We start from the raw sequence: 21800 nt of genomic DNA, 5'->3' as shown, positions 1-21800 counted from the left end.
AGTTTGCTGGCATGAAAGTTTACGGCATTACCAATTGCGATACAGTAAAAAAAGCCCTTACATGGCTAAAAGATAACGGCGTTGAATACGAATTTCATGATTTTAAGAAATTGGGTGTGAGCGATGAGAAACTGGAAGAATGGGATAGTAAAGCAGGCTATGAAAAGTTTTTAAACAAAAATGGCCTCACCTGGAAGCAGCTTGATCCCGCTGTAAAAGCATCAATAACAGGTAAGGAACCTGCCCTGCAATTGCTGCAGCAAAAAACCAGCATGATTAAGCGCCCGGTAATTGAAGACGGCGGCTTTCTGCATTTCGGCTTTGATCCGGAAACTTACCGCCAGCATTTCGGTAAATAATAAAGTTCTAAGTAAGATATCCTGAAGAGACACAAGGCCTTGTGTCTCTTTTTGTTTTTAGGGGATTTTGGCAGGTGTCAAACATCTTCTGTTTCTTATCTGTTGATTTTGATTGATGGGAAGGTATACACAAAACAGAGGCGCAGAACACCAAACGTTCCTCCGGAACGTTATTAAAATGATAGCGCGGTTCCTACCGACCAGACATCCCTCCGGGATGAAAGCAATCTCGTTCCAGAGGAACGATTGGTTGGTAGTAATTTAAGTTTATCTTTTTATTGCGTTCCAGCGGAACGCTTGGTGGCAATATACTCTTGGGCGGATTATCGCTCTGAAAGGTAAGGACAGGTAATATTTATTTTACGCCGAAGGTACTTCTGTGTTTTTTTAGATATACTTGTAATTACACTAAACGAATAATTTTTTACTCAATGAAACTGACTCTGTTTACCGGCGCCGCGCTGGTATTAATGGCAGGTATGCATATAGCCGTGGCGCAAACTACGCCGCCGGCTAAAAGTAATGCACCGGCCACTAAACCGGAGCGATCGTATCCGGCACCGGATCCCAACGCGCCGCCTACTAACTACAATTATCATGATGCCTTTGCGCCTTTCTTTTATACCCAGAACGGCAATGATGTGCGTGCCAGTGATGGCGCCCCAGGGCCTAAATACTGGCAAAACCGTGCGGACTATCAATTAAGTGCCACGTTGAATGAGGATAACAACGAAATTACCGGCACCGAGATATTAACGTACACCAATAATAGTCCGCAACGTTTGGGCTTTATCTGGATGCAGCTTGATCAAAACCTGTTTAAGCTTGATTCGCGTGGTAATAAGCAAGTGCCGCTGGTTGACGATGTGCCCACTAGTCGCAATTGGGGTAGGGGCCAGGTGTTTGACGCTGGTTATAAAATTAAATCTGTTAAAGTACTGAGTGCCGCTAAGGGCAGCAAAGGACTTGCCGAAACGCCGGTGAAGTTTTTGGTGAATGATACCCGTATGCAGGTTTTCCTGCCCGAAGATATCAAAGCAGGAGGTGGTCAGTTGAAACTGAAAATTGAATACTCGTTCATTTCGCCCATTTACGGTTCAGATCGTATGGGAGTGATATTGCAGGGTACAGATAAAGGGCAAGCCAAAGATGGCAAGATCTTCCAGGTGGCCCAATGGTATCCGCGTATGTGTGTTTATGATGATGCCCAGGGCTGGAACACATTGCCTTACACCGGCGAGAGCGAGTTTTACCTGGAATATGGCGATTTTGATATCAACATTACTGCCCCGGCTAAAGATATTGTACTATGCTCTGGCGAATTGCTGAACCCGAAGGAGGTATACACCCCTGAGCAGCAAAAACGTTGGGCGCTGGCCGCACAAAGCGATTCAACGGTAATGATTCGTTCGGCAGATGAGGTGACAGATCTTAAATCGCGCCCGCAGGGTAAAGAAACACTGACCTGGCATTACCAGATGAAAAATGCGCGCGATGTATCATGGGGCGCGTCATCGGCCTTTGTGGTAGATGCAGCCAGAATTAAACTTCCCAGCGGTAAAAAATGCGTGGCGGTATCGGCTTACCCGGCAGAGGCGGCACCCTGGAAACGTTCGACCGAGTTTGTTAAGGCTTCTATCGAGTACAATTCAAAAAAATGGTTTGAGTACCCATATCCTTACGCTGTTGCCGTTGCCGGTAAAGCGGGTGGCATGGAGTATCCGGGCATTGTGTTCTGTAGCCTGAATGGCGGCTGGAATGTGATTGACCACGAGTTTGGCCACACCTGGTTCCCTATGATTGTGGGCTCTAACGAGCGTTTGTACGGTTGGATGGACGAGGGTTTCAATACCTTCATCAACACACTGTCTTCTTTAAATTCCATCGGTGGTAAGTTTAAAAAGAAGGTGCCAGATATGCATGTGGCTGCGCAAACCATCTACACGGTGCCCAGCCTGGAGCCGGTAATGAGCAACCCCGATAACCTGAAAGAAAAGAACAACGGCACGTTGCTTTACAACAAGCCGAGTGCCGGCCTGGTGATGCTGCGCGAGCAGATTTTGGGTCCGGAGCGATTTGATTTTGCCTTCCGTACCTATATTAATCGCTGGGCGTACAAGCATCCAACGCCAGATGATTTCTTCCATACGATGGAGAATGCTTCGGGCGAGAGCCTGCAGTGGTTCTGGCGTGGCTGGTTTGTAAACAACTGGAAGTCGGACGTTTCAGTACGCGATGTGCGTTATGTAGACAAAGACCCGGCAAAAGGCGCCATCATCACCATTGATAACCTGGAGAAAATGGCCATGCCAGTGATACTGGAAATCAAGACCAGAAGCGGCAAAACCGACCGCGTGAAATTTACTGCCGAGATTTGGGAACGAAACACCAGCTGGTACTTCCGTTATCCATCTACGGAAGAAATTGAATCGGTAACGTATGACCCGGATCATGTGCTGCCTGATTGGAACGATACCAATAACGTGTGGCCGAGGCCAACCACTTCTGCTGCTGTAAAATAATATCCCTCACCTCAACCCCTCTCCAAACGGAGAGGGGTTTTTTATGCTTTTCGAATCCGAAGACTTGCGCGGAGAGGCCCACCCACCATGCTTCGACGGGGCTCAGCATGACATCTTTTTTAACTTGTCATGGGTAGGAACGAAGCAGCTCAAAAGACAAGCAAGCAGGACCTTAGAGCTGCTTCATTCCTCAGCAGGGCATTTGTTTTAGTAAGTTTTCTTACCTTTGCTGCATGTTCAAACGTTTAAGCATATTAACCATTTGTTTGCTGTACCTGGTTACAGCATCGGGTTTTGTGCTTAATATCCATTACTGCCTGGGCTCAGTAAGGTCTGTTACTATGGATGCGCCTTCAAAAAAATGCGCACCCAGAAAAATGCCTTGCTGTAAAGACAAGCATCTGAATGTAAAGGTGAAAGATGCGCACAGCCATGCCACCTCAACTTTACTGAGCAAGCTGTTTGCTGTAGAACTGCCCCGTTTGCCGTTTGAAGATTATCTTTTTCCACCACAAGCCCCCGTTGCTGATTCTCGTCATCAGCGTGGCCCGCCAGATGCGTTGCCGCCTTGTAAGCAGCCCATCTGGCTCAAAAATCGTAACCTCCGTACCTGATCTGTCGGTGTTTTTTCTGTTTCAGCTAACGCGAAGCCAATGACGGCTTTGCTGCATTTGTTGTAATTAAAATTTATCCGATTAGAAAAATGAAATCAATAAAAATATTATTGCCGGTAATACTGGCAGCAATCACTACTGTAGCCACTGCCCAGCAGCATATGGCCGATACCATGAAAATGGAGCACATGGATCATCATATGCATCACCCTGCTATGAAAATGACCGGCATGCCGGCCGACACCATGCCGCAGCATCACGCTGTTATGAGCAGCCAGTATTCTATTGATCTGCCTATGAACCGCGATGGTTCGGGTACGTCATGGGTGCCAGATTCAAGCCCGATGTATGCCTACATGAAACACGGCAAACGCTGGATGAGTATGCTGCATTTTAATCAGTTTATCCGCTATAACGCGCAGGACGTATTTAAGCAGGGGAGTAGAGGCGGCAGCCATTTCGATGCACCCAATATGATTATGGGGATGACCCAGACACAGGTAGGCAAAAATGGACTGTTCGGCATCAATGCTATGTTGTCTTTTGACCCGTTCCTGGTGGGCAATCATGGTTACCCATTGGAGTTTCAAACCGGCGAGACTTATAAAGGCAGCAAACTGGTAGATCGTCAGCATCCGCATGATCTGGTTGCTCAACTGGCCCTGAGCTATACCCAGCATCTGGGCGATAATATGGATGCCTTTGTATCGGCCGGCTATCCGTTTGAGCCTGCTTTGGGGCCACCGGTGTTTATGCACCGCCTCTCGGGCATGAGCAATCCGGATGCACCGCTTACCCATCATTATGCCGATGCCACGCATATTACTTTTGGCGTAGCTACACTGGGTTTCCGTTATAAAGATTTTAAAATTGAAGGATCAACCTTTACCGGACGCGAGCCTGATGAGCACCGTTATGATTTTGATAAGCCAAAGTTTGATTCCTATTCGGTGCGCTTGTCTTATAATCCGTCAAACAACTGGGCGCTGCAGGTATCAAACGGCTGGATCCATAGTCCGGAAGAATTGGAGCCCGACCACAACGTAATCAGAACAACTGCATCAGTGATGAATGTAACGCCTTATACTGAAGATAGCTACCTGGCTACCACGCTGGTGTACGGGCAAAATCATATATCAAACCATGGCGAAACCCTGCCATCTGTATTGTTGGAGAGTACGTTGCAACTCAGCAAAACCGCCGTTTATGGCCGTTTTGAGTATGTGAAAAAGAATGCTGACGAACTGGACTTGCTGGCTATGCTGCCCACCAATCCAGATTTAAATATCAACGCGTTAACGCTGGGTACCAACCGTATCATCTTCAATTTTAAAAATACGGATGTACGTGCAGGTATTCAGGGCACGCTCAATGTTTCACCTACTCAGGTGCGTAGTCTATACGGCACCGCGCCAATGGCTGTTGAAGTTTATATGCGCATCAGCCCCTCGCTCATGACCATGGGTGGGCATAAGCATCCCAAAATGGTGATGTAGAGCAAACCATTTGTCATTTTGAACGCAGAGAGAAGTCTTAGACGCCAGTATAGGGTCCGTTTTTCGGGGCGCTCGTATAAGATTTCTTTCTGCGGAAAATGACAAGTTACAGGCCTATCCTCTCAGCTGGCCTAAAAAGATTCCTAAAATCTGGTGGTTAAGAATAAAGGTGATAACAATGCCGCTGATGGCACCAAAAAGGTGAGCATCATGGTTAATGGTATCGTGCGATTGTTTAGAAGCCCAGTAACAATAAGCCAGGTACAATACGCCAAATAGCCAGGCCGGTATGGCAAGAACGCCATACAGGTAAATGGAATTGCGCGGCTCAAACAAAATGCTGCTAAAGATAACGGCACTTATTGCGCCGGATGCGCCCAGACTACGGTACCAGTAGTCGTTTTTATGTTTCATTACGGTGGGCAAATCACTCAATATCAGGCTGCCCATGTAAAGCAGGCCAAACTGCCAGTGCCCCAGGTAATACTCCAGCCTGAACGCAAAAAAGTAATAAGAGAACATATTGAAGAAAAGGTGCATCCAGTCTTTATGAATAAAGCCACTAGTAATAACTGTGTAAATATTGCGCCCGTGATAAACATTGCTGGGCGTTAACATAAAGTGATTGTAGACCGTTTCGTTATAAAAGGCCAGCAGGCTTACTATAATGGTGATGGCAAATATGACAGAGGCTACGGGGGCCACCGCTAAGTATTCTTGCATGTATTTAGTATGGTTTTATAGTAGCTAATATACGTTCTACCGAATATTGCAGATAGGTTTTCTTAAAAAAGGTAGTTAGTTAGAGAGCACCTACTGGGAAGATAATGGATCATTCCACCGCTCTGATCTCGTCTTGTAACCTTTTAGGGAGGCTTTGCAGTACCAGAGTATAAGAGTGGTGGATCATTTCCCGCAACTGTTTGTCGCTTAAATTGCCGTCCATATAAATGGTGTTCCAGTGTTTTTTATTCATGTGATAACCTGGCTGTACCTCGTTGTGTTGTTCGCGTAGTTGTACGGCCAGTTCCGGGTCGCATTTTACGTTGAAACGGTTACCTGTATCTAATGAAATAAGCAGAAAGATTTTTTCGCCTATGCGAAAGGCCAGCGTTTCTTCGCCAAAGGGCATATCCTCGGTAGTACCCTGCAGGCTCAGGCAATAATCGCGCAGGCTTTCTACGTTCATTGTGCAGTAATTGGTTTTACGTAAGAGCTGGGGTTGCCAAAAAAGAATTTCACGCCAACGGTAATTTGCCTGAACTGATCTGGTGCATTGTTCTTGAATTTGGTAGGCGGATCGGTATAGCCGTCCAACCCTTCACCAAAGGTAATGTTGTGGATATAGCCCAAATCAACGGCCATAAACGGCTCGTCAAGTTCATTAAATATTTTAACCTCGTATCCCATGCGGACAGATAACATGGTATTGATACTTTGATCCTCGCCCGGAAATCTGTAGGTAGGATTTTCTTTATCAAACCGGCGTATAGATGTAATATTGTTTCTAACCAAGCCAAAACCAGCGCCAAGGTAAAACCCGCGCAGTGCCCCTAGTATAAAGCTGTTTTGATAATCAACAATTTCGCCCAATTGCAGATCTCCATGTACAGAAAGGGTGGTAAAGTTATTGGTAAAATAACGGTGATAGAGGTCGGTAATGTCATTACCACCGCTTAGTTTACCCACCTGCAAATCAAGTGCAAGAGGTATGTATGGAGTAAAGTTATAATACAGTTGGGCGCTTGCAGAGTAAGTGTTAGCGTTTTGAGAAACGTCTGTGTATCCTTTTACAGAGTTGACGTGGAAACCCACGCTCCAATCTGCATAGTTATATTGTGCTTTTACAATTACTGAGCAGCAAAGTAAGGAGAGTAGAAGTACGAGTTTTTTCAAAGTAATTTTATTAAGGCCAAAAAGGCTGGCAATAAACATTATCAAAAATAAAATAACATCTTTAAACTTCTAACTGTTTATGATGAATATAAATAATTTAGCTTTTAAAGCCGAGGAGCGCTTTGTGCGCTATGTTACTATAGATACCCAATCAGACCCATCATCGCCAACCTGTCCATCTACCGAAAAACAGAAAGATTTAGGCCGGTTGCTGGTTGCGGAACTGCTGGAAATGGGTGTTGCGGATGCCCACCTTGATGAGTATGGGTATGTTTATGCCACTATCCCATCAAATACAAACAAAGATGTGCCGGTTATTTGTTTCTGCTCGCACATGGACACCGCGCCAGATTGTAGCGGCGAGGGCGTAAAACCCATTATACATCACAATTATCAAGGACAGGATCTTGTTTTGCCAGATGATACCTCGCAGGTGTTACGTATGGCCGAACATCCGGACCTGAAAAACCAGCTAGGCAACGATATTATTACTGCCAGCGGCACCACACTGCTGGGCGCAGACAATAAAGCCGGTGTAGCCGAAATTATGGATGCCTGCCGGTTGCTAATGACCACGCCCGAGATTAAGCATGGGAAGATTAGAATTCTATTTACACCAGATGAAGAGATCGGTCGCGGGGTCGACAAGGTAGATATTCAGAAGCTAGGGGCTTTTGCTGGCTATACCATTGATGGCGAAAGCGCCGGCAATATGGAAAACGAAACTTTTAGCGCCGATGGAGCAACACTTATTGTTAATGGTGTAAGCTCGCACCCTGGTTTTGCCAAAGGTAAAATGGAAAGCGCCATTAAGATAGCTGCGCAGGTAGTTGCCGCATTGCCGGTAAACCTATCGCCAGAGGGTACAGAAGGTATGGAAGGTTTTGTGCATCCGGTAGGCATATCAGGCCATGTGGAGCAGGCCTCGGTAGATTTTATTATCCGTGATTTTGATGCAGATAAGCTGATGGATCATGCAGGTGTAATTAGTGACATTGCCGAAGAGGTATTGAAACAATATCCCGGTTCAAGCTATGAGCTTTTGATAAGAGAGCAATACCGCAACATGCGTCAGGTGTTGGATGAGCATCCGCAGATTGTTGAATATGGTATGGAGGCTATTAAGCGTGCCGGCATGACTGCCCAGTTGTGCAGCATAAGAGGTGGTACAGATGGCTCGCGTTTGTCATTTATGGGTTTACCTTGTCCCAACATCTTTGCCGGTGAGCATGCTTTTCACGGTAAGCAGGAGTGGGTATCGGTGCAGGATATGCATAAGGCCACGCTGACCATTTTGCATTTGTGTGCAGTTTGGGAAGAGCGATCTTAACTTTAAGTGGCCGTATCAAGTGGCGGTAGCGGTTTGTATCTCGATTAAATGACTGCTACTGCTGCTTTGGTTATGCTACTTAACGGCTAACTTTTTCAACTCCTTCTTCCAGTCAAAATAGCCAATGAGGGCTATGATGATGTACACCACAAACATAAAAGCAAAGGCTTCCAGATCTTTATTGGTGTAGATGATAACGTAGATGATGTCTACAAATATCCAGATTAGCCAGTTTTCTACCACTTTACGGGCCATCAGTACTTGCGCAGCAAGACTAACTACTGTACAAAAGCTATCCAGATAAGGATAGGCTGGCGGCGCATAATGTAGTACAGCAGCAAAATGTATCAGCATAAAACCCAACGAGGGAGTGATGAGTACGGCTGCTATAGTGGTATAAATAATCTGTCGTTTGGCAATGGCTATAACCGGCCGCTTATCATCTTTTCCCCGCTTATTACTCCAGATATACCAACCGTAAATATTAATGATGGTGAGGTAGCTATATTGTAGCATATCAGCATACAGTGCACGCGTTGCCATTAAATAAACGGTAATGACGGTACTGATGATAGCAATAGGCCAGTTCCAAATACTGTTAATGGCTGCCAGATACACGCAGATCAATCCCGTAATAACGGCAATAATCTCCAACCAGCTTAGCTGATGCCACCACTCGGCCAATGATTGAAAGAGATGCATATAAAAGGGAACCAGGATGAAACGAATTTTTAGGATTAACAGGATGCCTGTTTTCAAAAAAAAGAATTTAGTTCAAGTTGCTAAAAAATCCTATAAATCATACAAATTCGTTTAATCCTGGTTCTAAATCTGTTCAAATTTGTTCAAAGTGTATATTATACAGGATAATTGTTCTGTAAACAGTACGGTTGATTGTATGTTTTAGTAGATGCCTTGGAAAAATCCAGACAGTGAAACATCAAAATAGTAGCAAACCTTACGTAAAGTGTCTAATCGCACGTCAATCTTGCCCGATTCCAGTCGCGCAATATTGATGTTGGTTTCACTGTAAAACTTCTCCTGGGTTACCTGATTCTGCCTTCTAAGGCGTTTTATCTGCAGCGCCACTTTCTTTTTAAAAGCATCTTCGGAATTGTTAAGGTATTCAAAATCAGTTAGTAACATAAAATATTCAGATTCAGGTACAAAAAATAGATTATTCCTAAAATAGGAAATATCGTTTTAAAAGTTGCAGTTGCAAATATAAGTAACCTCTTTCAAATTCTGACGTATAAGTAGTTGTGAGGAGCGGCCGGTGGCTTTACTTTTGTTAATAGTAATGTGACTCTGCAAATCTGTGAAAAAAGAAATACAAGACACATCTACCTGTGTAAAAACTTTGTTTTGAATTCTCAGACGCCCAAGCTGAGGTTTTACTGTTCTTTGTTTTGGGTTTAATCAATAGTTTAAATTAATTAGGGGAAAGGGAGCTTCAAAAGAGCTCTCTTTTTTTGTATAGATAATTTTGTTATGCATGCATAATAGATATATTTGATACTACAACCAATTACTATGCATTTTCAATTAACCGAAGAGCAGCAGATGATCCGTCAGGCTGCAAGAGATTTTGCGCAAACTGAGTTGAAACCCGGCGTTATAGAGCGCGATGAACACCAGAAGTTCCCTGCCGAGCAAATTAAAAAACTGGGCGAACTGGGCTTTTTGGGCTTAATGGTATCACCCGAGTATGGTGGCGCCGGTATGGACGCCGTGTCCTACGTGCTGGCCATGGAAGAACTCTCTAAGGTTGATGCATCGGCATCGGTAGTGGTTTCGGTTAATAACTCGTTGGTTTGTTATGGCCTTGAAAAGTATGGTACGGAAGAGCAAAAGCAGAAATACCTCGTTCCGCTGGCTACCGGGCAGGTTATCGGCGCGTTTTGCCTTTCTGAACCCGAGGCTGGCTCTGACGCCACATCACAGCACACCACAGCTATTGATATGGGCGATTACTATTTACTCAATGGTACCAAAAACTGGATCACCAACGGTAACTCGGCGTCAACCTACCTGGTAATGGCGCAGACAGACGTCAGCAAAGGTAGCCATGGCGTTAATGCGCTGATTGTAGAGAAGGGCATGGAAGGCTTTACCGTTGGTCCGAAAGAGAATAAGATGGGTATCCGTGGGTCTGATACACACTCGCTGATGTTTCAGGATGTAAAGGTGCCCAAAGCTAACCGTATTGGCGAGGATGGTTTCGGCTTTAAATTCGCTATGCAAACGCTGGAGGGCGGGCGTATTGGTATTGCCGCTCAGGCGCTGGGCATAGCGTCGGGCGCTTACGAGTTGGCTTTGCAGTATAGTAAAGAACGCAAAACTTTTGGTAAACCGATAGCAGATCATCAGATCATTCAATTTAAACTGGCCGATATGGCTACGCAGATTGAAGCCGCGCGCCTGCTTTGTTTAAAAGCTGCCTGGCTAAAAGATAATCATCAATCTTATGGCAGGGCAGGGGCGATGGCCAAGTTGTTTGCCTCAGAAACTGCCATGCAGGTAACTACCGAGGCCGTGCAGATTCACGGCGGCTACGGTTTTGTAAAAGAATATCATGTAGAACGATTGATGCGCGACGCCAAGATTACCCAGATTTATGAGGGAACATCAGAAATTCAGCGTATTGTCATTTCAAGAGATATTTTGAAATAGTTACACAATGCTGTCCGTTTGTTAAGCGCAGGCACATTAATTTAGTGGGATGACGAAAAAAGTGTTTCTTTCGCTACTGGCGCTGGCTATCTCAGTCAACGTTAGTTTGGCACAAAATAAACTGAAAACCGGCACCTGGCGCGGGGTATTGCGCCCCGGTTCTGCTACCGAACTTCCTTTTAACTTTGAGGTGAAAGATGTTGCCGACAAACAGCAACTCTATATTATTAATGGCGATGAGCATTTCAACGTGCCCGATGTGCGCACCGTTGGCGACTCGGTATTGATCAAAATGCCGCTATTTGATTCTGAATTTAAACTGGTCCGCAATGGCGAGGGGCTGCAGGGTAAATTTATCAAGCATCTGGGCGTACGCGATACTTATACCGATTTCAGCGCTGTGCCCGATGTATCTTACCGTTTCTTCCAAAACCCCGAAAAAGCTGCTTTTAACGTAACCGGCAGATGGAGCGCTGTGTTTGGATCGGGTGCTAAACGCGATACAACAGTAGGCGAGTTTAAACAGACCGGCAACCGGCTTACCGGTACCTTTCTTACCACCAGCGGCGATTATCGCTACCTGGAAGGTGTGGTGACCGGCAATAAACTTTATCTGTCGTGTTTTGATGGCGGCCATGCTTTCTTGTTCACCGCGACTGTTAAAAACGACAACACCATAACCGACGGTAATTTTGGCGGCGATACGTGGACCGCTGTGCGCAACGAGAACGCTAAACTGCCCGATGCTTATTCGCTTACCAGCCTCAAGCCGGGGGATAAAACGATCAGCTTCAGCTTTAAAGATCTCGGTGGTAAAGCAGTGTCATTGAATGATGCCCGCTTTAAAAACAAGGTGGTGATAGTGCAGTTTATGGGTTCATGGTGCCCTAACTGTATGGATGAAACTTCGTTTCTGGTTAACTACTATAAGAAGTATCATCCTAAAGGAGTAGAAATAGTCGGCTTGGCTTATGAGCGCACCAAAGACTTTACCCAATCAAAACGCACACTAACGCAGCTGAAAAACAGGTTTAGCATTCCGTACCCTTTGCTTATTACCGGTTTTACGCCAGGTAACGGTGGGCCTGTGCAGAGCATCCCGCAGCTGGCTAATTTTATAGGCTTCCCAACAACCATCATTATTGATAAAAAAGGCGAAGTAGCCAAAATTCATGCAGGCTTTAGTGGCCCGGGCACAGGTGAGCATTACACCGAATTTGTGAAGGAGTTTGAGCAACTAACCGATAAGCTGCTGACGGCGGAGTAGGAACCAGGATTGTCTGAAACAGGATTTTATTAAGATTTTTAGGATTTACAGGATTATCGAGTATTCTGAATTATTAGAGCGCAGGTGTCATCCTGAGCTTGTCGAAGGGCGCGCGAAGGCCAATTGCCCCACGCTCGTGTTTCGATGGTGCTTAACATAACACCCTCTTTTTAAGGTATCCTGCAAATCCTAAAAATCTTAATAAAATCCTGGTTCAGGTAATCTTAGTTGGCCATCACAATCCGGCCGTTATAAGCCCCGCCGGTTTCTATGCTGAGCGATTGAGTTTTAATATCGCCGTTAATCTTGCCAGTGGTTCTGATCTCGATGGATGCGCAGGCAATATCACCGTTTACTTCGCCGTAAACAATAATTTCCTGGGTGTCAATATTGCCGTTAACAATACCTTTTTCGCCGAGGATCAGGCCATGGTCAATGGCAATGTTTCCGTTGATGGTGCCTTCAATGCGGGTAATGCCGGGGGCCTTAAAGTTACCATCAAACACACAGCCGCTGTTGATGATGGTAGAGATGGTTTGCTGGTCGAGCTGTATCTTTTCTTTCTTTGAAAAAATAGCCATAATTGGTATGGGTTTATGTTTATCTAAGTGTATCTGAATTCTACTTATTTAGCATTTAGCGATAAAAACTTAGCCGGGTTTACAGGTTTGCCGTTAACACGCACCTCATAATGCAGGTGCGGACCGGTAGAGTGCCCCGTAGAACCCACGCGACCGATTACCTGGCCGGTGCTGATGGTTTCGCCTTCTCTCACATCAATGCGCGAGAGGTGACCGTATAGCGTTTCAAAATTGTTTTTGTGTTTGATGATGATGCAATTGCCATAGCCATTGTTCCAGCCGGCATGTTCAACCTTGCCATCGGCGGTAGCCTTAACAATATCGCCACGGTGACCGCTAAAATCCAGTCCCGGGTGATACTCGGCGCGTTCGCCATCAAATGGGTCGCTGCGGTAGCCGAAGATAGAACGGATGGCGCTTACCCGCGGATAACCCATCGGCGTAAAGGCAACGCTGTTTACCAGGCGGCTCAGGTACTCGTTATAAGAAGCATATTGCTCGTTGGCGCTCAGGTTGGCAGATTTTTCGCCGCCACCAATGGCTTTAATGCTGAACTGGCTCAGGCCGCGTTTCTGCAGATAATCATTTATTTTCTTCAGCTTAGCCTGGATGCTTTGGATGTAGTTCTGAGCGGTATCTGCATCGGTTAACTTGGCGTTTGATACCGCAGGTGCTTCAACAACCTTGGTTTTAATGGTGCTGATCTGCGCTAACAGTTGCTGCTTTTCGGCTTCTGTTTGCCTATTACTTTTAACCAGGTAAATTACGGTGCCTACCAGTACGGCAAACAGGGCAACAAGGCCCAATGCATAATGCCTCAGCCATTTTAAATGGCTGGTTCTGATGCGGAGCGATTTAGACTCTTCCTGATTTTTATTAACAACGATAATTGTGCTAAAGGAGGTTGGTTTACGATTGCGGAACATAATAGGGGCAATAAAACACGGCCGTGCGCTTGTGGCGCGATGCCTTTAAACATCAAATTGAATTACTTAATTATTGGGATAAAAGGACTAGTTTTCCTATCCGGTTTATAATGAACGGTCAAGATAATGTTATTATTTCAAACCAAACGAACTTTATATTGTTGTTTTGGTATTTTTGTTCTCGCTATAACATACTTACACTGATTATGATGTACCCTGAATATTTGGTTGCCCCCATGAGGGCCGAACTGACAAATGTTGGTTTTGAAGAGTTAAAAGACGCAGAAGCGGTAAAAAACGCCATTGAGAGCGAAGGTACCGTTTTTGTAATGGTAAACTCTGTTTGCGGCTGCGCGGCTGCCAACGCACGCCCTGCTGCACGCATGGCTAGTGCTAATGAGAAACATCCTGATAAACTGGTAACCGTTTTTGCCGGTATGGAAAAAGAAGCTGTTGACACTGCACGTGCCTACATGCTGCCTTACCCACCGTCATCGCCATCTATGGCTTTGTTTAAAGACGGCAAACTGGTACACATTATTGAGCGCCACCAGATTGAGGGCCGCCCCGCACAAATGATTGCCGATAACCTGATCGGTGCGTTTGAGCAATATTGCTAATTGCAGATGGCTTTATGATATTAAAGAGCGATGGGAAACTATCGCTCTTTTTTGTGTTTGACCATTAGTTCTCTTGTCATTTCGATGAGCACGAGGGCAAGGAATGAGGGTAGGCGCGGAAGAGAAATCTTAGCCCCCATGCTTGTACGCACCAGGGCTTGGCAAACGTACAAGATTTCTCCTCACGCTGCCGCACATGCTCCCGCTTGTTCGTCGAAATGACATACTATAATATATAGGTTACTCTCCCCCCACCAAATTTTCCCTGCTAAACTTCTCGTCTTTAATCCTAAAAACTATCTTTGCCCCATTATGAGCGCTAATACCGACGAACTTTTTAAGAACGTGATTGCCCATGCTAAAGAGTATGGCTTTGTTTTCCCTTCAAGCGAGATATATGATGGCCTGAGCGCCGTGTATGATTACGGGCAGAATGGTGCCGAGCTGAAGAACAACATCAAAACTTATTGGTGGAAAGCCATGGTGCAGCTGAATGATAACATTGTAGGTATCGATTCGGCTATTTTTATGCACCCGAAGATTTGGAAAGCCAGCGGCCACGTAGACGGTTTCAGCGATCCGATGATTGATAATAAGGACTCGAAAAAGCGTTACCGCGCTGATCAGTTACTGGAAGATAAAATTGCTGAGTACGATGCCAGCTATCAGACCGATCTGGCTGAGCGCCTGCAGATAGAAATGGACAAGGCCCTGAAAAACGAGGACCTGCCACGTTTAAAGGAACTGATTTTGGAAGAGGGTATTGCATGCCCCATCAGCAAAACGACTAACTGGACAGACGTGCGCCAGTTTAACCTGATGTTCAGCACACAGGTGGGTGCCGTAGCCGAGGAGTCGGACACGATTTACCTGCGTCCGGAAACGGCACAGGGTATTTTTGTAAACTTCCTGAACGTGCAGAAATCTGGCCGTATGAAAATTCCATTCGGTATTGCGCAAATTGGTAAAGCTTTCCGTAACGAGGTAATTGCCCGTCAGTTCATCATCCGCATGCGCGAGTTTGAGCAGATGGAGATGCAATTCTTTGTACGCCCCGGCACACAGCGCGAGTGGTTTAACAAATGGAAAGAAACGCGTTTGCAATGGCACCTGGCCCTGGGCACCGATGCTGCAAAATACCGTTATCACGAGCATACCAAATTGGCCCACTATGCCGATGCCGCTTTTGATATTGAGTTTGAGTTTCCATTCGGCTTTAAAGAGGTAGAAGGTATCCATAGCCGTACCGATTTTGACCTGAGCCAGCATCAGCAATACTCAGGCAAAAAAATGCAATACTTTGACCCTGAGGTTGACCCTGAAACAGGCAAGCCTTATGGTAACTATGTGCCTTATGTAATTGAAACCTCTATCGGTCTGGACCGTATGTTCCTGCTTACGCTGATAAATGCTTACGAGGAAGAAGACCTGAGCACCGAAGAGAAACAAGATAGCCGCACCGTGCTGCGTCTGCACCCTTGCCTGGCGCCGGTGAAAGCCGCCATCTTCCCGCTTACCAAAAAAGATGGTTTGCCGGAAAAGGCTCGCGAGATTATGGACAAGCTGAAGGTTGAGTTCAACATACAGTATGAGGAGAAAGATGCAATCGGCAAGCGCTACCGCCGCCAGGATGCTATCGGTACACCTTTCTGTATCACGGTAGATCACCAGACGCTGGAAGATAACACCGTAACCATCCGTCACCGCGATAGCATGCAGCAGGAGCGTGTACCGGCAGATCAACTGGATCGTATTATTGGCGATCTGGTGAGCTGGAGAAATGTGCTGTAGCCCCCTAACCCCCTGAAGGGGGAGAATTATTTCGGAGTTCCGATCTATAGATAAAATGATAAAAGCGGCAGATGCCGCTTTTATCATTTTATCCCCTTATGTCATTTCGATGAGCACGAGCGAAGGGAAGAGCGTTGGTGCGGAAGAGAAATCTTGTACGAGCGGTAGGTTCCTCCGCATGTTTTATCGCATACTTTTATAGCGTATAAGATTTCTCCCGTTGGTCGAAATGACAAGGTGTGATAATTGGTGCCCCACTAAAACAATCCGCCTCCAAATCCCTTTTATGGGATAACTAAAACTTACTACGTCGCCTATGCCTGCCGCTAAAGAAAAAGAATACCCTTTTTACCTCAAAGCTACCGTTATCCTTTTTGGCTTGGTGCTGCTCACTTACATTATGAGTGCACTGACAGATATTTTGGTGCCGCTAGCCTTTGCAGGTTTTATAGCTATTTTGCTGAATCCGTTATGTAACCGCCTGGTGCGGTTAAAGGTGCCAAGAGTATTAGCCATACTCATCTCTATTCTGCTGGCTTTGGTATTGGTAGTGGCCTTGTTCTATTTTCTGTCTACGCAGATAGCGCAGTTTAGTCAGTCGTTCCCGGCATTGAAGCAGAAGTTTGAGGCATTGAGTCACGATGTAAGTCAGTGGATTTATACCAAATTTGGTGTGGAAACAGAGAAGCAGGTTGGATTTGTGAAGAAAGTGCTGGATAACAGTCAGGCCATGCTGGGGCACACCGTGGGTACCGTGCTGAGTACGCTGGGCGTAGTGTTTTTGCTGCCGGTATACACCTTTATGTTGTTGTTTTACAAAACGCTTATCCTCAATTTTTTCTTTGAGGTATTTAAGGAAGATAACACCCGCCGCGTTGCAGAGATTTTGCAGGAGACCAAAAATGCGATACAAAGCTACATTGTTGGCTTGCTGGTAGAAATGGTGATTGTGGCCGTGCTTAACTCTACTGCGCTGATGATACTGGGCGTTAAATATGCCATTCTATTGGGTGTTATAGGGGCCATCCTCAACATGCTGCCCTACATTGGCGGCATCATTGCCATTGCCTTACCTATATTAATGGCTACGGTGACTAAAGACGGTTACTCAACACAACTGGGCATCATCGCGGCTTACCTCATCATTCAGTTTATTGATAATAACATTGTCTTCCCGCGGGTAGTATCGGTAAAAGTGCAGATCAATGCGTTGGTATCTATTGTGATTGTGCTGCTGGGGAATGCACTTTGGGGCATCTCGGGTATGTTCCTCTCGGTGCCGTTTGTGGCGGTGCTGAAAATCATCTTTGACCGGATTGATGATCTGCAACCCTGGGGCAAACTACTGGGCGATACCGTGCCTACCCGGCACATGGGCCAGCTTTGGGGTAAACGTTATGACAAGAATGAGGTTAACGAAAACTTGAAAAAGAAGAATTAACAAAAGCTTACGATGTTTTTGAGATTTTCATAAGTCTTCAATTTAGCATAGCAACAGGTTTTTAAATAAAGAAGCGATGGTATTTAACCATCGCTTCTTATTATCCGGTCATCCCGAACTTGTTTCGGGACCCCATGTGCAAGGTAAACTATCGGCCAATAGGCAGCCTGTTTTGTGGGGTGCCGAAACAAGTTCGGCATGACTTGGGCGGATTACTGTATCGCCTTCAATGCCTCATCAATCATCTTGCCTGTGGCGTCATCACCCATGGCCTGGCGGTGCGCTTTTACATCGTTCAGCATTTTGGTTAGCGGTTCTGTAATGCCGGCTGTTTTGTATTTGATGCCCATGGTTTTCATTTCGGCAATGCCTTGTTGGGCGTAGATTGGGTTTTTTAATTTGGCTACAAAATCGGCATAGTCGCGCAGCAGACTAAACTTGTCGGTAGTGCCCAGGTTATCAAAATGACTGTTAATGTAAGGCCACTGCTCATCGTTGCCGGCGGCAATGTACAGCGTTACAATGCTGGTAATTAGTTCGCCTTCGGCATCGGTTTCCAGGGTTTTGGCCATGGTCATCGCCTGGTCGGTATCTAAGCTGGCTAGCCCTACCAGGCCGGCGCCTTCAACGGCAAATGATTGGTTACTGATGGCCTGTTTAAACAGGTTCATGTTGCCTGGGTCTCTCAGCATAATTAATGCTTTGATAGCCGCCGCACGCACCAATGTATTCGGGTCGCTCTGCGCCAATTGAGTTAATACAGGTACGGCTGCATTGCGGATGTCGGCATTCTTCAGATCGAGTGCATCTATGGCGGTTGTCTGCAGTTCGTAATAACGGTCTTTCAATGCTGCTATCAATACCTTCTGCGCCTCTTTGCTATCACGATGAACGGATAGGGCCTCTATGGCTTCGGCCCGATCTGCATATAACGGGGCATTAAAATATTGGAAAACAAACTCGGCATCGGTTTTATGATCGGCCTTGATGCAGATGGTCTTTTTTGCGGCATCCACATTCACCAGGTCGGGCTTGGCCGGGAGTTTAAAGCTGGTGGTAAATACGCTGTCGGCCACCCAAACATCATGACGCGTTTTTTTGCCTCCGCCATAAATATCAATGGCCATAGGCAGGGTAAACACCTTGTTCATCTGCTTTTGCTTAATGGTTACGGTTTCGGTTTTTGAAGCCTCGTTCCAATTATAGCTGATATCCAGCAGCGGATGCCCCGAACCATAGTACCATTCGTTGAAAAACCAATTGAGATCTTTTCCGCTGGCTTCTTCCAATGCCAGACGCAGTTGCTGGGCTTCGCCGTTTTTAAAAGCGTTGGTTTTTAGGTAAATGTTTAAGCCTTTATAAAAAGCATCGCGGCCTAAATATTCGCGTAACATATTTAAAATACAGCCACCTTTTTTGTAGGTAACATAGTCAAACATGTCTTCTTTGTCGGCATAGTAAAAACGCACAAGGTCTTTGTCCGCATTTTTTGGGTCGTCCAGGTATTCGCCCATGTCTTTAAAGAAGTGCGCGTCGCCGGCATCTTGTCCGTACTTGTGCTCGGCCCACATGGTTTCACTAAAGTCGGCAAATGACTCGTTCACGGTCAGGTTGCTCCAGCTTTCGGTAGTCACGTAGTCGCCAAACCATTGGTGAAAAAGCTCGTGTGCAATGGTCTGCCTGCCAAAATTGTAGTACGCATCCATCAGCTCGCGTTTGGTGGCTTGCACATAATCGCCGTGCAGGGTGGCGGTGGTGTTCTCCATGGCTCCGCTCACATAATCGCGCACTACAATCTGGGCGTATTTATTCCATGGGAAATCAATGCCGAGGGTTTTGGAGTAGAAATCAATCATCTCGGGCGTATCGCCAAAAATGTCTTTAGCGTAGGGGGCGTATTTGGGTTCGAGGTAATAATCAACCGGGATGTTTTTCCATTTATCGTGATAGATCTTAAAATCGCCCACGGCCATCATAAACAGGTAGGGCGAGTGCGGCAGATCCATCTTCCAGGTATCGGTGCGGGTGCCGTTGGCATTAGGTTGCTGACTGATCAGTTTGCCATTGCTCAGCGTAACATATTTGGCCGGTACGGTCATGGCAATTTCTTCGGTGGTTTTCTGGTTCGGCTTATCAATAGTAGGGAACCAGGCCGATGAACTTTCAGACTCGCCCTGTGTCCAGATCTGGATTGGCTTATTTGGGTCTTTACCATCAGGGTTAATAAAGTACAATCCTTTATCATCAGTAATAGCCGCGCTGCCCTTTGTTTTTAACTGGTTGGGCTTGGAGGTGTAATCGATATAGATGGTATAACTTTCGTTGTTGAGGTAGGTTTTATTCAGCTTGATGTTGAGGCTCAGGCTATCTTCATAAGCATATTTGAGCGGGATGTTTTTGCCATTTTGTACCACGGCAATGGTTTTGATATCCATGCCCTTAGCATCCAGTCGCAACGAGTCGGTTGGGTAGAAGTGGGGTTTCAGCGTCACCCATTCCTTGCCGTACAGATAACACTTTTTATAGTCGAAACTAACGGCCAGTTTGGTGTTTACCAGGTCGTTGATTTTTGTAGGCGTGGCGCGATAAATCTTGAGCGCCGCAGTATCAGTTTGGGCTACAGCTTTATGTGTAAATGCGGTTGCGGTCAGTAGGGTAATTGACAGCAACGCAGCAGAAAATTTTCTCATGCTTGTTCAGTTAGATGATAGTAGAAATACAAAAAGCTAATGTAGATGTTTTGTGAACAAGCTGAAAGCAGAAAGCATGTCTATCACGTCATTGCGAGGAACGAAGCAATGACGTGATAGTGTTGTTTAGTACCAAACTTGATTTGATAGCTTTCTGCTTTTCGCTTTCAGCTTTAAAAAATATCTTTACACCCTATATGAGCATCAGGGTTGAAGCATTAACCAAAGTGTATGGTACGCAGCACGCGGTAGATAACATTAGTTTTACTGCCGGGCCGGGTGTGTTGGGCTTTCTGGGGCCTAATGGCGCCGGCAAATCAACCACCATGAAGATCTTGACCTGCTTTGTGCCGCAAACATCGGGTGCAGCCTCTGTATGTGGGTTTGATGTGAGCACCCAATCGCTGGAAGTGCGTCGGAGGATAGGTTACCTGCCAGAGAGTAATCCGCTTTACCTGGATATGTATGTAAAAGAATCATTGGGCTTTGTGGCGGGCGTGCACCAGGTGCCCGACGCGGCCAAACGCATTAAAGATATTATTGAACAAACGGGCCTCGGTCCGGAGCAGCATAAAAAGATCGGTCAGCTATCAAAGGGTTATAAACAACGCGTTGGACTGGCGCAGGCCATTCTTCACGACCCAGAGGTGTTGATTTTGGATGAGCCAACATCAGGACTTGACCCTAACCAGTTAATTGGTATCCGGCAGCTGATCCGAGATCTGGGGCGAAGTAAAACCATTGTGCTATCCACCCATATTATGCAGGAGGTAGAGGCCGTTTGCGATCGCGCCATCATCATTAACAAAGGCAAAATTGTGGCTGATGATACGTTAGCCGGATTAACATCAGCTAACCCTGGCCGTACCCTCGAGCAGATTTTTATCAACCTCACCAATTTTTAAATACCCCAACCTCATGAAAAAATACTTTCTATTGGCAATGCTGTTTTGCGGCTTTTGCAGGATGGCCTGTGCGCAAGACGATCATCAAAATCATACAGCCTTAAGCGCTGGCCCTGAGATTAGTTTTCCATCGCGTTCGCAGTTTAATTTTGGATATGGCGGTTCGTTAAAATTTGAGACGCCGGTTGCGCAAAACGTCGGACTGTCGCTTACAGGTGCTTATACCGAAATGATCTATAAGGGTGTGGCATTTGCCGGAGGCACCAAACCATCGCCGGCAGGCTTTGTGCCGCTTAAGGCAGGCGTAGTTTACTACGCGGGTGGCGCGCGACTGGAAGGTGAGGTAGGCAGTGTATTGGAACAGCAAGAGATTAACGGGGTTAAGCAAAACTTGTTTACGTTTTCGCTCGGTCCGTCGTTTCTGATCCCGCTGGCCGATAGCAAGCAGCAGTTTATTAATGTGGGCCTACGTTATGAGAGCTGGTCCAAAAACACCTTGCGGATGATTGGGATCAGGGTGGCTTATCATTTGAATTTTAAGAGTCAGGATTGAAACCAGGATTTAACGAATTTTTAGGATTTTCAGGATCATAACAATACCCCGACACGTCATTGCGAGGCACGAAGCAATCTCTGCGAAGGATATTCGAATATGCAAAGCCACTTTGCAGGTACAGAGATTGCTTCGT

At 45.9% G+C, this 21800-nt stretch carries 20 protein-coding genes; 12 read left to right on the top strand and 8 right to left on the bottom strand.

The genetic code is table 11. The features are described 5' to 3' along the window. Positions 1-11 precede the first annotated feature (11 nt). The 4 genes from ABZR88_RS16335 to ABZR88_RS16320 all read left to right on the top strand — a co-directional run bounded on the left by ABZR88_RS16335 (position 12) and on the right by ABZR88_RS16320 (position 4991). A complete protein-coding gene (locus tag ABZR88_RS16335) occupies positions 12-359 on the top strand; it encodes a Spx/MgsR family RNA polymerase-binding regulatory protein (RefSeq protein WP_107826310.1) in 348 nt (115 codons plus the stop codon). A 431-nt stretch (positions 360-790) separates the two neighbouring features. Further along, a complete protein-coding gene (locus tag ABZR88_RS16330; RefSeq protein ID WP_245916951.1) occupies positions 791-2881 on the top strand; it encodes a M1 family metallopeptidase in 2091 nt (696 codons plus the stop codon). A gap of 233 nt (positions 2882-3114) precedes the next feature. Continuing rightward, on the top strand, positions 3115-3495 hold the full coding sequence (locus tag ABZR88_RS16325) for a hypothetical protein (RefSeq protein WP_107826311.1): 381 nt from the start codon (positions 3115-3117) through the stop codon (positions 3493-3495). Between the two features lie 89 nt (positions 3496-3584). Further along, positions 3585-4991, top strand: a complete 1407-nt coding sequence (locus ABZR88_RS16320; protein WP_107826312.1) for a hypothetical protein — start codon at positions 3585-3587, stop codon at positions 4989-4991. Positions 4992-5105: 114 nt separating this feature from the next. On the opposite strand, the gene ABZR88_RS16315 is transcribed toward ABZR88_RS16320, so the two are convergent. From ABZR88_RS16315 to ABZR88_RS16305, 3 genes are all read right to left on the bottom strand, one after another. Further along, positions 5106-5714 carry a rhomboid family intramembrane serine protease gene (locus ABZR88_RS16315; protein ID WP_107826313.1) on the bottom strand — a complete coding sequence of 203 codons (609 nt, stop codon included), beginning with the start codon at positions 5712-5714 and terminating at the stop codon, positions 5106-5108. Between the two features lie 109 nt (positions 5715-5823). Next, positions 5824-6180, bottom strand: a complete 357-nt coding sequence (locus ABZR88_RS16310; RefSeq protein ID WP_107826314.1) for an MmcQ/YjbR family DNA-binding protein — start codon at positions 6178-6180, stop codon at positions 5824-5826. Beyond that, positions 6177-6887 (bottom strand): outer membrane beta-barrel protein, encoded by a 711-nt coding sequence (locus ABZR88_RS16305; protein ID WP_170113510.1) that lies wholly within the window; start codon positions 6885-6887, stop codon positions 6177-6179. The genes ABZR88_RS16310 and ABZR88_RS16305 overlap by 4 nt, the downstream gene beginning before the upstream one ends. Before the next feature lie 79 nt (positions 6888-6966). Here ABZR88_RS16305 and pepT point away from each other — a divergent pair, with 79 nt between their 5' ends. Beyond that, positions 6967-8217: a peptidase T gene (pepT, locus tag ABZR88_RS16300; RefSeq protein ID WP_211309724.1), complete on the top strand. Its 1251-nt coding sequence runs from the start codon at positions 6967-6969 to the stop codon at positions 8215-8217. Between the two features lie 75 nt (positions 8218-8292). Here pepT and pnuC read toward each other — a convergent pair whose 3' ends face one another. Next, positions 8293-8919, bottom strand: a complete 627-nt coding sequence (gene pnuC / locus ABZR88_RS16295; protein WP_107827078.1) for a nicotinamide riboside transporter PnuC — start codon at positions 8917-8919, stop codon at positions 8293-8295. 201 nt (positions 8920-9120) lie between these two features. Then, positions 9121-9363: a helix-turn-helix domain-containing protein gene (locus ABZR88_RS16290; protein ID WP_107826317.1), complete on the bottom strand. Its 243-nt coding sequence runs from the start codon at positions 9361-9363 to the stop codon at positions 9121-9123. Between the two features lie 387 nt (positions 9364-9750). Here ABZR88_RS16290 and ABZR88_RS16285 point away from each other — a divergent pair, with 387 nt between their 5' ends. After that, entirely contained in the window at positions 9751-10890 is a 1140-nt protein-coding gene (locus ABZR88_RS16285) for an acyl-CoA dehydrogenase (RefSeq protein WP_107826318.1), read from the top strand. A gap of 49 nt (positions 10891-10939) precedes the next feature. After that, positions 10940-12157 (top strand): peroxiredoxin, encoded by a 1218-nt coding sequence (locus ABZR88_RS16280; protein ID WP_107826319.1) that lies wholly within the window; start codon positions 10940-10942, stop codon positions 12155-12157. A 224-nt stretch (positions 12158-12381) separates the two neighbouring features. Here ABZR88_RS16280 and ABZR88_RS16275 read toward each other — a convergent pair whose 3' ends face one another. Then, positions 12382-12738 carry a polymer-forming cytoskeletal protein gene (locus tag ABZR88_RS16275; protein ID WP_107826320.1) on the bottom strand — a complete coding sequence of 119 codons (357 nt, stop codon included), beginning with the start codon at positions 12736-12738 and terminating at the stop codon, positions 12382-12384. Positions 12739-12782: 44 nt separating this feature from the next. Further along, the gene (locus tag ABZR88_RS16270; RefSeq protein ID WP_107826321.1) at positions 12783-13664 is read right to left on the bottom strand and encodes a M23 family metallopeptidase; all 882 of its coding nucleotides are present in this window, start codon (positions 13662-13664) and stop codon (positions 12783-12785) included. A 209-nt stretch (positions 13665-13873) separates the two neighbouring features. On the opposite strand from ABZR88_RS16270, the gene ABZR88_RS16265 reads away from it, so the two are divergent. From ABZR88_RS16265 to ABZR88_RS16255, 3 genes are all read left to right on the top strand, one after another. Beyond that, the gene (locus ABZR88_RS16265) at positions 13874-14284 is read left to right on the top strand and encodes a BrxA/BrxB family bacilliredoxin (protein ID WP_107827079.1); all 411 of its coding nucleotides are present in this window, start codon (positions 13874-13876) and stop codon (positions 14282-14284) included. Positions 14285-14596: 312 nt separating this feature from the next. Then, positions 14597-16075, top strand: coding sequence for a glycine--tRNA ligase (locus ABZR88_RS16260; RefSeq protein ID WP_107826322.1), 1479 nt, complete (start codon positions 14597-14599; stop codon positions 16073-16075). A 316-nt stretch (positions 16076-16391) separates the two neighbouring features. Then, on the top strand, positions 16392-17516 hold the full coding sequence (locus ABZR88_RS16255) for an AI-2E family transporter (protein WP_107826323.1): 1125 nt from the start codon (positions 16392-16394) through the stop codon (positions 17514-17516). Between the two features lie 212 nt (positions 17517-17728). On the opposite strand, the gene ABZR88_RS16250 is transcribed toward ABZR88_RS16255, so the two are convergent. Then, the gene (locus ABZR88_RS16250; RefSeq protein WP_107826324.1) at positions 17729-20206 is read right to left on the bottom strand and encodes a M1 family metallopeptidase; all 2478 of its coding nucleotides are present in this window, start codon (positions 20204-20206) and stop codon (positions 17729-17731) included. A 197-nt stretch (positions 20207-20403) separates the two neighbouring features. Here ABZR88_RS16250 and ABZR88_RS16245 point away from each other — a divergent pair, with 197 nt between their 5' ends. Together ABZR88_RS16245 and ABZR88_RS16240 are read left to right on the top strand one after the other, a co-directional pair. After that, a complete protein-coding gene (locus ABZR88_RS16245; protein WP_107826325.1) occupies positions 20404-21111 on the top strand; it encodes an ATP-binding cassette domain-containing protein in 708 nt (235 codons plus the stop codon). Between the two features lie 13 nt (positions 21112-21124). Next, entirely contained in the window at positions 21125-21664 is a 540-nt protein-coding gene (locus ABZR88_RS16240; protein ID WP_146166436.1) for a hypothetical protein, read from the top strand. Positions 21665-21800: the final 136 nt, after the last annotated feature.

The sequence above is a fragment of the Mucilaginibacter yixingensis genome (assembly GCF_041080815.1).
In the GTDB taxonomy this organism is placed as follows: domain Bacteria; phylum Bacteroidota; class Bacteroidia; order Sphingobacteriales; family Sphingobacteriaceae; genus Mucilaginibacter; species Mucilaginibacter yixingensis.
Note: the sequence above shows the minus strand (reverse complement) of the source record. Positions and strands in the feature narration are given on the sequence as shown.

Bases quoted from the DNA above. Each gene is read 5' to 3' on its own strand.
- pnuC (WP_107827078.1), bottom strand. From the start codon at position 8,919: ATGCATCTCTTTCAATCATTGGCCGAGTGGTGGCATCAGCTAAGCTGG.
- pepT (WP_211309724.1), top strand. From the start codon at position 6,967: ATGATGAATATAAATAATTTAGCTTTTAAAGCCGAGGAGCGCTTTGTG.
- ABZR88_RS16250 (WP_107826324.1), bottom strand. From the start codon at position 20,206: ATGAGAAAATTTTCTGCTGCGTTGCTGTCAATTACCCTACTGACCGCA.
- ABZR88_RS16330 (WP_245916951.1), top strand. From the start codon at position 791: ATGAAACTGACTCTGTTTACCGGCGCCGCGCTGGTATTAATGGCAGGT.
- ABZR88_RS16270 (WP_107826321.1), bottom strand. From the start codon at position 13,664: ATGTTCCGCAATCGTAAACCAACCTCCTTTAGCACAATTATCGTTGTT.
- ABZR88_RS16255 (WP_107826323.1), top strand. From the start codon at position 16,392: ATGCCTGCCGCTAAAGAAAAAGAATACCCTTTTTACCTCAAAGCTACC.
- ABZR88_RS16290 (WP_107826317.1), bottom strand. From the start codon at position 9,363: ATGTTACTAACTGATTTTGAATACCTTAACAATTCCGAAGATGCTTTT.
- ABZR88_RS16260 (WP_107826322.1), top strand. From the start codon at position 14,597: ATGAGCGCTAATACCGACGAACTTTTTAAGAACGTGATTGCCCATGCT.
- ABZR88_RS16275 (WP_107826320.1), bottom strand. From the start codon at position 12,738: ATGGCTATTTTTTCAAAGAAAGAAAAGATACAGCTCGACCAGCAAACC.
- ABZR88_RS16240 (WP_146166436.1), top strand. From the start codon at position 21,125: ATGAAAAAATACTTTCTATTGGCAATGCTGTTTTGCGGCTTTTGCAGG.
- ABZR88_RS16325 (WP_107826311.1), top strand. From the start codon at position 3,115: ATGTTCAAACGTTTAAGCATATTAACCATTTGTTTGCTGTACCTGGTT.
- ABZR88_RS16285 (WP_107826318.1), top strand. From the start codon at position 9,751: ATGCATTTTCAATTAACCGAAGAGCAGCAGATGATCCGTCAGGCTGCA.
- ABZR88_RS16265 (WP_107827079.1), top strand. From the start codon at position 13,874: ATGTACCCTGAATATTTGGTTGCCCCCATGAGGGCCGAACTGACAAAT.
- ABZR88_RS16315 (WP_107826313.1), bottom strand. From the start codon at position 5,714: ATGCAAGAATACTTAGCGGTGGCCCCCGTAGCCTCTGTCATATTTGCC.
- ABZR88_RS16280 (WP_107826319.1), top strand. From the start codon at position 10,940: ATGACGAAAAAAGTGTTTCTTTCGCTACTGGCGCTGGCTATCTCAGTC.
- ABZR88_RS16245 (WP_107826325.1), top strand. From the start codon at position 20,404: ATGAGCATCAGGGTTGAAGCATTAACCAAAGTGTATGGTACGCAGCAC.
- ABZR88_RS16335 (WP_107826310.1), top strand. From the start codon at position 12: ATGAAAGTTTACGGCATTACCAATTGCGATACAGTAAAAAAAGCCCTT.
- ABZR88_RS16310 (WP_107826314.1), bottom strand. From the start codon at position 6,180: ATGAACGTAGAAAGCCTGCGCGATTATTGCCTGAGCCTGCAGGGTACT.
- ABZR88_RS16320 (WP_107826312.1), top strand. From the start codon at position 3,585: ATGAAATCAATAAAAATATTATTGCCGGTAATACTGGCAGCAATCACT.